This window comes from Corynebacterium sp. HMSC034B08, from assembly GCF_001835805.1.
In the GTDB taxonomy this organism is placed as follows: domain Bacteria; phylum Actinomycetota; class Actinomycetes; order Mycobacteriales; family Mycobacteriaceae; genus Corynebacterium; species Corynebacterium coyleae.
This window is the reverse complement of the sequence record NZ_KV825933.1, coordinates 92,610-104,080: the sequence shown is the minus strand read 5'-3', so window position 1 is coordinate 104,080 and position 11,471 is coordinate 92,610. Positions and strand designations below refer to the sequence as shown.

Genomic DNA, 11,471 nt, shown 5'->3' with positions numbered 1-11,471 from the left:
CAAGGAGATCGTCTCCCAGTCCGGTGAGTGGGAGTGGGACGAGCAGGACCCGTGGAAGGTCAAAAACGTCACCAACGGCACCCTGGTCTTCAACGTGTACAAGGAGACCGACAACGGTCGCGTCCTGATTGGTACCTACACCATCGTCGCCAAGGTGAAGAGTGACAACAAGTACCCGCCCGCCAAGGTCACCCAGGATGTTCTGGACCGCAACACCGTCACCCTTAAGCGCGGCACCCCGCGTAACGAGTTTGAGGTCAGGCAAGGCGAGGGTCTCTTCGAGAAGGAAATCGATGAGAACGGCAACTGGAAGGTCATGCCGAAGTTGGGCACGGACGACAAGATCGTCATCGTCGAGAAGTTCGGTGATGACGAGCTCGTCGAGTACACCATCAATGTCACCCCGAGCGAGATCGATGAGGTGCGCAAGAACGTCAAGTCCGGCGCAACCGTCGGTATCACGGGCGACAACCTCAAGGTCACCAAGGGCAATGAGCTGCTCGATGGCGGCGACATCAAGGTCACCAAGGGCAAGGATCCGCTCAATGGCGACGACATCAATCAGTACTCCCTGGAGTTCGTCGACGGTGCCAACGGCGAAGTTGTCGTTGAGGTCCTTAACTCCCGCGGTATCGCGTACCAGCGCTACATCTTCAACGTGACCCCGCAGGGTGCGCGTGAGGAGAAGTTCGAGCTCACGCCGAAGTCCGAGTCCTCGATCACCATGAACTCCTCGGAGTTCACCTACAAGGTCAAGGGTGAGGATGTCATCGACGTCAAGCGTGAGGGCGACACCTTGCAGGTCAAGCCGAAGGACGGTAAGACCGGCACCGCCACCGTTGAGGTCAGGTCTGGCGAGACCGTCGTTGAGCGCTACACCTACACGGTTGTTCCGGGCAAGAATGGTGGCAACACTGCGTCTTCCGACGACTACAAACTCAGCGTTGACGGTCGCTTCACCATCACCCGCATCAACAACAACCCGATCGAGATCATCGAGGGTGCAGAGTGGGTCAAGGTCGTCGAGGAAGACGGCAAGTGGATCCTCGTGCCGAAGGGCCCGGAGTCCATCGGCAAGACCGTGAAGGTCATCGAGCGCCGCGGTGATGTTGTGGTCCGCCGCTACAACATCGAGGTCCTCCCGGAGGGCAAGCAGCTGAACTTCGAGGAGTTCCGCACAGTTCTGTACAAGAACATCAAGGACTCCGTCGACTTCGGCGAGAAGTACACCTACAAGGTTGTTCACGGCAAGGATCTGGTGACGGTCACCGAGCCAGAGCCGGGCAAGCTCGCCATCGAGGCAAAGCCTGGCAAGCGTGGTCTGGCACAGATCGAGATCCGCGATCCGGAAGGCAACCTCGTCCGCGTTGTCGACGCTGTCATCCCGGACACCTCGGAAGGCGAGCTTCCGAAGCCGCGTCCGTCGATCAAGCCGAACCCGGGCAAGGACGGCAGCTACATCGTTGACTTCGAGGGTGGCTCGAACAACGTTGAGATCAACATCTGCACCGGCGACGGCAGCTGCACCATCGTCCCGAACGACAAGGTTGTGGACAAGGGCGGCCACCTCGAGGTTGACGCTGGCAAGGTTCCTGGCGGCAAGCTCGTCGTCGTTCCGATTGAGAACGGCGTCCGCAGCGACAAGCAGGAAGACTACGTCGAGATCGACCTTGGTGTTGACCTCCAGGGCAACAAGACCGAGAAGGGCTCCTCTGAGATCGACGGCAAGTGCATTGCCTCCATCATCGGCCTGTCTGCACCGCTGCTGCTGGCTATCCCGCTGGGCATCCTTTCCCAGGTCCGCATCCCGGGTCTGGAGGGTCTGTCCGCTCAGGTGAACGACGCTATCCGTCAGGCAAATGACCAGATCCAGCGCGGTCTGGGCATCCACGACGATGACCGTTCTCGCCGCGCTGCCGGTCTCCAGGGTGCGTTCAACGTTGCCAACCCGGAGATGCTGAGCCTCGCCGCTGGTTCCCTCGGTGCAATCACGCTCGGTCTGTTCCTGATCGACGGTGTGCTGCGTGCCTGCGGCCAGGAGGAGATGACCTCGTCCTACAAGATCGGTGAGGCGACCGGTCAGGATTGGATGATGCACGGTTCCTCCGGCAAGAGCTCCAAGGACAAGGCTGAAAAACCGTCCGAGGAAGCTGGTGCAAAGGACAAGAAGGACGAATCCAAGAAGTAAATCGTTCTGATCCCTGAAAGCCCGAAGCCAAGTCGGCTTCGGGCTTTCGGCGTTGTTTTAGGATTTGTTGAACAATTGCTCGGATTGTGGTGAAAATCACCTTGTAGTTTTCTTCCTGAGTACTGTCTAAACGTCCAGTTCAGAGGGTCAGGTTTCTAAGTTTTTGGTGTTGATCTGGCGTTTTGGCTTTCTGTAGGGGGTTTCGGACTATTCTCCAAGCCGATATTGCGCTTAAATATGTAGTTATCAGTTTGGAGATCCGTGTTCAGGTGATCTCAAGGCGGCTTCGAATATCTCCTCCGAGTTGTAAGGAATGAAGCCGTTGAAGAACGCACATCTGAAGAAGCGCGCTATGGCTGCGCTCATTTCGAGCACCCTGATTGCCGGTACCGCAGTGAGTGTTGCGCCTGACGCGTTGGCACTTACCTACACCGGTTCCAGCGCGCAGATCGTCGGTGCTTACCAGTCGCTCAGCGAGCAGGAACTGCGCCAGTTCTACTCTGATGGTTACAAAGACCTCCGTAACCAGCCGTTCGACGTCAACACGTTCGTTCTGCCGAACGAGGTTGCGTCGGGTTGGTGCATCGACTGGGGTATCGACAACCCTTGGAACAATGAGATCGGTGGCTACGAGGTCCGTAAGCTCACAGGCGCCTCCGGCCGTTTCGGCGATGGTCTGGGCATTAACGACGACGTGCGCCTCGCCGCGATCAACGTCACCAAGTCCTTGATCAAGGACTACGAGGAGTACCAGAAGCGCCCGTCTTCGAACCTCGTGTACCAGATTCAGACGAAGAACCGCATCCTCCAGGCACTGCTCTCGAACAACCTCGGCTCGCTTAACGAGATCCGTGGCTACTTCCACGAGAACCGCCTGAACAAGTACCTCTTCTCCTCCCTGACCGGCTTCGACATCATCTGGAAGCGTCAGGACGTTCAAGGCGACGGCACTCCGAACTACGTGCTGGTGAAGAACGCGAACTTCAAGACGATTGAGGAAAACTACACCGAGGGTGAGTACGTCACCGTTCTGGTTCCGAAGAGCTACAACCTCAACCTGAACCCGAAGAAGCACTGGACCTTCCAGCGCATCATCACGATCGTGCAGCCGGGCCTGCCGGGCCCGAAACCGCCACCGGTGAAGGAAACCATCGAGGAAACGACGACGATCCCGCAGGATCCGACGACCGTAACCACAATCGAGACGCTGCCGGCGACCAAGACCACCGAGACGGTCACGGAGAGCCCGCGTACGGTAACCGCCACCTACACCCACCCTGAGGTGACGGTGACGGAGCGCAAGGAGTTCCCGACCGCGTACACGACGGTTCGTACCACCCGTCCGCGCAAAACGGTCACCGAGACTGAAAAGGCCGATCCGGTTGTCAGGACGACGACCGAGGTCGTGGGCGGCGAGACCGTCACTAACATGGTTACCGAGACCCCGGCTCCGAAGTTTGTTACCTCCACCGTTGAGGGCGAGCCGACCACTGTCACTGAGACGATCAGCGACACCCCGGTCGTAGTGACCAAGCCGGCTACCACGGTTACTGCAACTCACTGGGCCACCCCGACGCGTACCACTGTTGTGGACGTTCCGGGTACGACGGTTACCACCACGAAGACCGAGACTCCGAAGCCGGTCACGACCACCAACAAGGTCACCCTCACGGAGAACTACTACACCGAGAAGATTTACGAGTCCGTCAAGGAAATCCACGAGTACTACTACTTCGCTGGCTTTACCAAGAAGGACAAGTCCAAGGAGATCGAGCTGCCGGGTGGCATCAAGGGCTCCTGGACCTTCGAGGTCACCAAGGGCCGCGACATCGTCATCGTGGAGCGCACCGAGGATGGCAAGCTGATCATCACCCCGAAGCCGGGCTTCGAGGGCGAGGGCGACGTCGAGATCCTCATCACCGATGAGCGCGGCAACCAGTACATCTACCGCGTGAAGGTGTCCGACACCATCACGGTGAAGACCCAGACCAACGTCACGGTCAACAACTTCTTCTACACCCTCAACCCGAACGGCGAGAACCGCGTCAAGGTCATCCCGCTGAACCCGGGCGACAAGATTAAGAAGCCCGTCTACATCGATGAAAACGGTGTGGAGCACAAGGTTATGCCGGGCAGCATCGATGTTGTTAAGGACGAGCAGGGCGTGAAGGTTGAGGTCACTGACACCAACCTGCGCGGCCAGGTCGTCGTCACCACGGTCGACGAGAGCGGCAACGAGCGCGAGAACATCGTCACCATCGAGAACACCACCTCGAAGTTTGATGTTGTTCGCGAGATCCTGAGCACCTCCACGGCGATCGTGGAGCGTCGTGGCGGCGACAAGAAGATCGTCGAAGGCAACGATTTGGTGACCATCACCGAGGGCGACAAGGACACCTGGGTTATCACGCCGAAGGATAAGGACCGCGAGGGCAAGGTCGTCGTTGTCTTCACCGACAAGAACGGTGTCGAATACAAGTACACGATTGACATCAAGAAGGATGTCAACTCTGGCCCGCGCATCCGTAACTACGAGATTCAGAGCAACGGCTCGGTCAACATCGAGCGTAGCAACGAGTGGGACATCAAGGTCATCTCCGGTGACGTTGATGTCAACGAAGGCCGTGGCAAGCTTGGCGAAGATGACGCCGAGCAGGACGTCTGGACCGTGAAGCCGCGCGACGGCTTCACGGGTGAGGCGATCATCCACATCGTCGACAAGAAGACCGGCGCCCTGATCGGTGTTTGGAAGATCCAGGTCAACCCTGCTCAGGACTCTGATGGCTTCGACTTCAAGGAGCTTGAGCCTCGCAACATCGTCGACCGCGCGGTTGTGGATCTCACCCTGGGCTACAACGAAGTAAATAGCGATGGACGGGCTTCGAACCGCTTCACCTTCGATGTTGACCAGAAGTTCGACTCCTTCGACCAGAAGTTCGACTCCTTCGACAAGATGCTCGAGCACTACAAGAAGGAATACGACGGCATCATCGACTTCGAGAAGTCGAAGATTACCGAGGACGGCCACTGGAAGCTTGTGTTCCTGCCGGGTGCAAAGGGCCAGGTCCAGGTTCTCGAGACCGCGCTCAACTTCACGGACGACGCCAACGGCAAGTACGAGAAGATCACCAAGTTCACCTACAACGTCTCCCCGGCTCCGGTCCGCAACCTCGAATACGATGTCACCTCCGACAACAAGCTCGAGTTGGAAGGCACGAACCTTCGTGTTGTCGAGGACAACAAGGACGAGGCCAAGAAGCTCGTTGTTGACGAGAACTCGCTGCCGACCGGTGATACCAAGTCGGTGAAGATCGAGTTCAACCGCAACGCCGACGGCAAGATCGTCCTGGAGAACCTCACGGACGAGGGATTCGTCTTCGAGCGCTACACCATCAACGTCACCCCGGGCCGCGACGCTAAGGTCAAGCCGCTCGTGCGCGAGATGGCTTGGAACGCAACCGCACGCATTCCGGGCGCGAAGGATGACGATTATGTCGTCACCGAGCGCAAGGACCTTGTCAAGGTCGAGCGTGATGAGAAGAACGACCAGTTCATCATCACGGGTCTGCCGGACAAGACTGGTCTGGTCAAGATCCAGGTCAAGGACGCCCGTGGCGTTTGGGCCGAGTACCACCTGAACATGGTCGCTCCGAAGTCGGGCGAGTCCACCTACACCGTCTCCACGAACTCCGAGTTCCGTGCGACCCTTGTCAACGGCAAGAACAGCTTCCTGCTCGTTGAGGGCGGCGAGTTCTTCCAGGAGCCGAAGACCATCGATGGCGAGTGGATCCTCAAGCCGAAGGCTGACGCCGCAGGCAAGTCCGGCGTCGTTGAAGAGCGCGACTCCAACGGTTCTGTGCTGAACCGCTACACGGTGAACGTCGTCCAGGGCCGCGTCTCTACCAACCGTCAGCAGCGTTCGGTGATCCCGGTTACCGGCTACACCGACATCCCGCCGATGAAGAATGGCGGTAAGTTCTTCATCACCTCGGGCAGCGAGTACGTGACCACCAGCACGGTGGACGGCAACTTCCGCGTCACTGCGAAGCCGGATACCGTCGGCCAGGTCATCCGCGTTGAAGAGCGTGACGGCGAAGGCACCGTTCTGCGCACGATCCTGTTGGACATTGTTCCGGTGGACACTGCAGAGTCTGGAACGCTGGTCTCCAACGGCAAGTCCACTGGTACCAACAAGGATCTGCCGGAGATCAAATACACGAACAACCCGACCACCGGCACGATCACCATCACCCTGCCGGATGGTGTGAAGAGCTTCGTTCCGGTTGAGAACGGCGGCAAGGTCAAGAGCGTCAAGGAAAAGGACGGCAAGGTCGTTGTCGAGACCGATCTGGGCGCACCTGGCGAGATCCTGAAGTACGTCCTGGTTGACAAGAATGGCAACCAGTCCTACGTCCGTACCCTGAAGCTCAATGTCAAGGTGACCGGTGAGACCGGAAACCAGACCACCAAGGGCTCCTCTGAGCTCGACGGCACGTGCATCGCCGGCATCGTCGGCATGACCGCGCCGCTGCTGCTGGCTATCCCGCTGGGTATCCTGTCGCAGGTTCAGATCCCGGGCCTAGAGCAGGTCTCCGCCCAGGTCAACGCGGCAATCCGTCAGGCGAACGACCAGATCCAACGCGGTTTGGGCATCCACGACGAGAACCGTGCACAGCGTGCGGCTGGCATCCAGGGTGCGTTCGCTATCGAGAACCCGCAGATGATCGGCCTCGCAGCCGGCGCTCTGGGTGCGATCACCCTCGGCCTCCTGGCAGTCGACGGCGTCATGCGCGCATGTGGTGCAGGTGAGTACACCTCCTCCTACATGGTGGGCAAAGCGACCGGCAACGAGACCCTGATGAAGGGCTCCTCCGACAAGATGCCGGAGTCCAAGGACAAGGGCACCGAAGAGAACAAGCCCACTGACAAGTAGACCCGCAGTGAGCTAGCCCGCCAGGCGAAAGCCCGGCGGGTTTTCTCTTGCGCATTTACTTTGCGACGACCCCACGCACCACCCGGTCAAGCCACCCCAACGCATAGTCATAACCCGTCTGACCGCCCACCTTGAACCCACCGGGGATGTCAGTGAAGCCCAACTTGTAATACGACATGTGCCGCGGCCCGAAATCGCCAGCACGCTGGGCCGACGACACCAACACTGCGTTCTGGGGATCCTCGTAAGTGGCGCGCAGGCCGGTCACATCCAGCACCTGCCCGCACAACGCCGCTACGGTACTATGCGCCCAGGCCTGGCGGCCTTCGGTGCCGGTTGGGGTGCGGGGGATCACGCCGAGGCGATGCAGCTGCCAACTGAACTGCTCCACGGCATGGATGGTGCGAAACACTTCGAGGGTGAGATCGAGCCAGGCGGTGGTGTCGTCGTCAAGCAATTGCGCCGCCTGATCGCGCAGAGGCTCAAGCGCCTGGAACAACCACGGCCAGGTCACGCCCTCCTTGGCCAACTCCGGCAGTGCGGCGAGCAGCGCGATGGCGGCTTGTTCGGCTGGGGGAGTGGTGCTGGTGCCCGCCGCGTGCTGCCCAAGGGCGGTGGCGGCGGTGGTGGCTTCGATGATGATTTGGGGGATGAGGGTGGCGTCGATAAGTGAGAGGCCCGACTGCTCAAACGCCTCGGGCACCGGCAGCCCCTGCGCGCGTAAGTCGCGGAAGCGGGCGACGCGGATGCCGGTGATGGCGTTGAAAGGGCCGGGTGTGACATCGCGCATGGCCACATCCGCAAGCGTGCGCAGCGGGCTCGTGGGGTCGGTCGCGCACGCCATGTCCGCGCCGTTGCACAGGGAGAGCACCTTGCCCTCCAAGCCGGTAAACGGCGTGGTGCGGGTGCCGGCGAGGCCCTCGAACGCGGGGTTGAGCATCGTGCCACCGGTCTGCACCGTCTCCCCGTTGCGGCCGCGCACGCCCGCAGGTGGAGCGGCGTAGAGGCGCGAAGGTTGCTGCGGCGCCGGATCCCCCAGCGGCGCGCGGGCGGGGTCGGCGAAGAGAAGGACGGCGGCGATGTCATCCGCACCCACACCCCGCACGCGACCGGCGGCAACCTCCGCCGCCGCATCACCGACCAGGTGGGCGCCCTGGGAGTAGCCGATCAAAATGAACCGGGTGCCGGGGCAATGCCGGGCCACGGTCTCCATCTCCAAGGTGGCCACGTCGCGGCCGTAGCGCACCGACTCCCCATACGTGGCCGCCTCGGTGCCTTCCGGGACGTTGCCCGAGGTACCGAACACGCTGAAGCGGCCCAGCGACGCCGGGTACTTCACCTGAAACGTGGACACCGTCCGGGCGCCGAAGCGGGTTTGGAGGTCGTCGGCGGGGGAGGAGGTGTCGTCGAAAAGCGACTCGCGCGCGGACGGATGCCACGAATGCGAAAACCCGGACCCCGCCGCCTGAATCACATGCACGGGGTGGCACCGCAACTGCAACGCCTGCGCCTGTGGCACCGCGAGCGGCACAAGCGCAGCGGACAGCAGGATGGCTAGGGGGCGTCTCACACCGTCAACTCGGGGTGCAGGTCCTTGAACGCCATCGTGCGACGCTTCCGCAGCGCGAAACACGTAATGGCGATGGACAGGGCTGCCACGAACAACAGGACCGTAAGCGCAGTCCACAGACGCGGGTCATACGACGGCGCACCGAACAGGGCGTAGCGCACCAAATCCACCGAATAGCGCATCGGGTCCCACGTGTGCACCCACTGGATAAACCCAGGCTGCACCTCCGGCGGATACAGGCCGTTCGACGCCACCAACTGCAGCGACATCAATGCCATCGTGGCCAAACGGCCAGGCGCCGGGCCCAGCGTGGTGTTCAACGCCATAATCGCGGAGATAAACACCCAAGACACGAACACCAGCACGCCGAACAGCGCCACCGGGTGCTGCGGCTCCACCTTCAGCACACCAACCTGCACCACCCACAGCGCCACAGACTGCGCAAAGCCAATGATCACGGAAGGGATCATCGTGTACAGCATCACGCGGAACGCGCTCACGCCCGAGTCGATGGCGCGGCGGCTAAACGGCTTCATGATCATGTAGGTGATCAGCACACCGAACCATTGCGACAGGGCCAGGAAGAACGGGCTCAAACCCTTGCCAAAGTAAGTCACGCTGTCGCCCGTGTGCTGCGGGGTCACCGGATCCGCGGCGGCGTGGATCGCCTTGTCCAGGCGTTCGCCTTCCCACTTCGGGGCTTCCTTGGCGCCGTCCGCAAGTTTCATGGAGAGCTCGCCGGTGCCGTCAGAAAGTTTCACCAGGCCGTCGTTCAAATCGCTCAGGCCCACCACCAACTGGTTCGAGCCGGCCGCCAACTTCGAGGTCGCATCCGTCGCCGTATTCGCAGCGACGACCAACTTCGACGTACCGTCCTTCAGCGTCGTAATGCCGGCCAGCAGCGTGCCAGAACCGTCCTGCAGGCGGGCCAGACCCTCCGCAAGAGTGCGGGCACCCGCTACGGCGCTATCCACGCCGCCGCGGTACTGCGCGGTCGGATCAGACAACTGCGTGGCCAACTCGTGCGCACCGGCCTGCAACTGCATCAACTGGCCGACCAGGTCGTTGCCCGGCACCGCCTGCAGCGGACCAGCGTTCAACTGTGCCTTCACGCCACGGGCTTGCGCGGCTAACTCGTTCGAGCCCGGGATAGGGGAGCGGTCCAGATCCGCGATCACGCGGTCCAGGTTCGCATTGACGTCAGCCAATGCCGCCTGCGCCTGGTTCAACGTGCCAGCAAAGCCGGTGAGCTTATCCACGCCACCGGCGATCTTCGTCGCACCGGCACCCAACTGCTGGGTACCCGCCTGCAACTGATCCAGGCCGTTAGAGAGCTTGGAGGCGCCGCCGGATGCGGTGGTGATGCCGTCATTAAGCTGCGCCGCACCGTCCTGCAACTTGGCCACACCGCCGTCGAGTTTGCCCACCGCACCCGGCATCTGCTGCACCTTGTCATTGAGCTGCTGGATACCGTCGTTGAGCTTCGTGCCGCCGTCGTTGAGTTTCTGCGAGCCGTCCTTGGCCTTATTCGCACCGTCGTCGAGCTTGCCCGCGCCATCCGCGGCGTCCTGCACGCCCTGCGACAACGTATTAATGCCGACGAACAGCTGGTCCACCACCTTCTCACCAACCGAGTTCGACACCGCAACCGCGACCGCCTCACCGGCTTTATCACCCAACACCGTCGGGATGAAACCATTCGTCTCATTCAAGGTGATGTTGATCTTCGCCGAATGCGGATCCTCCGACTTCACGCTGGTCACAGCCTCAGAGAAGTTCGTCGGAATCTCCATCCCCAGGTAATACGTGCCGTTAGCAATGCCCTCCTTGGCCTCCTCGGCACTGACCAACTGGAAATCCAACGGACGCTGCTCCAACAGCTCGTCAACCACCTGGTCGCCGTTCTCACCCTCATCCGAGTTCACCAACGCAACCGGCAACTTGTACAAATTGCCCAGTGGATCCCAATACGACCACACAAACAAGCCACCGAACAGCAACGGCAGCAACATGATGGCAACAAGGGCAAGCGGTGGGAGCTTGCCGTTCAAAAACTTCCGAAAATCGGTTCCGATATGCAGGCCGCTCATAGCCCCTCCTCATTGACCGTATTCACCATCACGGGAAGGTGGACCGCGACGCCGCGGAGGTCGCTAAGAAGCAACTTGCGCAACTTCATGTCACGGACCTGATCGATGTCGTCGACAATGAGCAACTTCGCCTCCGGACGCGAAATCAACGCAAGCAACACGCGCAGACGGAAGCGCTCCAGCGGAGTAATGTCGCCGACCTTGGCCAGCAGATCCAGCTCCTCCAACTGCAGCGGCTCCAACCACTTCTCCACGTACGGATGCGCCTTAATCGCCTCCGGGCTGCGCGGGGTGCGCTTGAAGAAACTCTGCGACCACGCAATCTGCTCCCGCACCGCATCCCGCACGCGCACCAGGCGATCGATCGAGTCGATCTCCGGCACGCCCGCCAACGCGACATCGCGGAAGCGGTCGTGGTGGGTGGTGGGTTCGCTATCAAGCAGAATCGTGCCCTCAGCAGGGCGGAAGCGACCCGCCAGCGCAAGGCTGAGCAGCGTCGAATCGGACTCGCGCGCCGTGTTGAGCAGGGTCAAACCGCGGCCGATGTCGAACGACTCCGGGTCGTCGCCACTGCGCAGGACAAGGTCCTGTGCAGACAGGATTGCAGACATTCGGTCCCCTAACCGTAGGGTGGACTATCACTTAACTCGTGATATGGTGCTTCCCAATTCAATCACTGTCAAACCGAGA

General features: G+C 60.8%; 5 protein-coding genes. 2 read left to right on the top strand and 3 right to left on the bottom strand.

The window, feature by feature from the left end; all coding sequences use genetic code 11:
* Window positions 1–2,188: hypothetical protein (locus HMPREF2656_RS03555; protein WP_168167530.1), on the top strand; the 2,188-nt coding region annotated here is incomplete at its 5' end.
* Window positions 2,189–2,510: 322 nt separating this feature from the next.
* On the top strand, window positions 2,511–7,121 hold the full coding sequence (locus HMPREF2656_RS03550) for a hypothetical protein (RefSeq protein ID WP_168167529.1): 4,611 nt from the start codon (window positions 2,511–2,513) through the stop codon (window positions 7,119–7,121).
* Window positions 7,122–7,176: 55 nt separating this feature from the next.
* Here HMPREF2656_RS03550 and HMPREF2656_RS03545 read toward each other — a convergent pair whose 3' ends face one another.
* The 3 genes from HMPREF2656_RS03545 to HMPREF2656_RS03535 are packed head-to-tail and all read right to left on the bottom strand — an operon-like array spanning window position 7,177 to window position 11,392.
* A complete protein-coding gene (locus HMPREF2656_RS03545) occupies window positions 7,177–8,691 on the bottom strand; it encodes a cutinase family protein (protein ID WP_070815868.1) in 1,515 nt (504 codons plus the stop codon).
* The gene (locus tag HMPREF2656_RS03540) at window positions 8,688–10,781 is read right to left on the bottom strand and encodes a YhgE/Pip domain-containing protein (protein ID WP_070421938.1); all 2,094 of its coding nucleotides are present in this window, start codon (window positions 10,779–10,781) and stop codon (window positions 8,688–8,690) included. Before HMPREF2656_RS03540 ends, HMPREF2656_RS03545 begins: the two co-directional genes overlap by 4 nt.
* Window positions 10,778–11,392, bottom strand: a complete 615-nt coding sequence (locus HMPREF2656_RS03535; protein WP_070815867.1) for an ATP-binding cassette domain-containing protein — start codon at window positions 11,390–11,392, stop codon at window positions 10,778–10,780. The genes HMPREF2656_RS03540 and HMPREF2656_RS03535 overlap by 4 nt, the downstream gene beginning before the upstream one ends.
* Window positions 11,393–11,471 lie beyond the last annotated feature (79 nt).

Coding starts and splice junctions, on each gene's coding strand:
- HMPREF2656_RS03535 (WP_070815867.1), bottom strand. CDS start 11,392: ATGTCTGCAATCCTGTCTGCACAGGACCTTGTCCTGCGCAGTGGCGAC.
- HMPREF2656_RS03540 (WP_070421938.1), bottom strand. CDS start 10,781: ATGAGCGGCCTGCATATCGGAACCGATTTTCGGAAGTTTTTGAACGGC.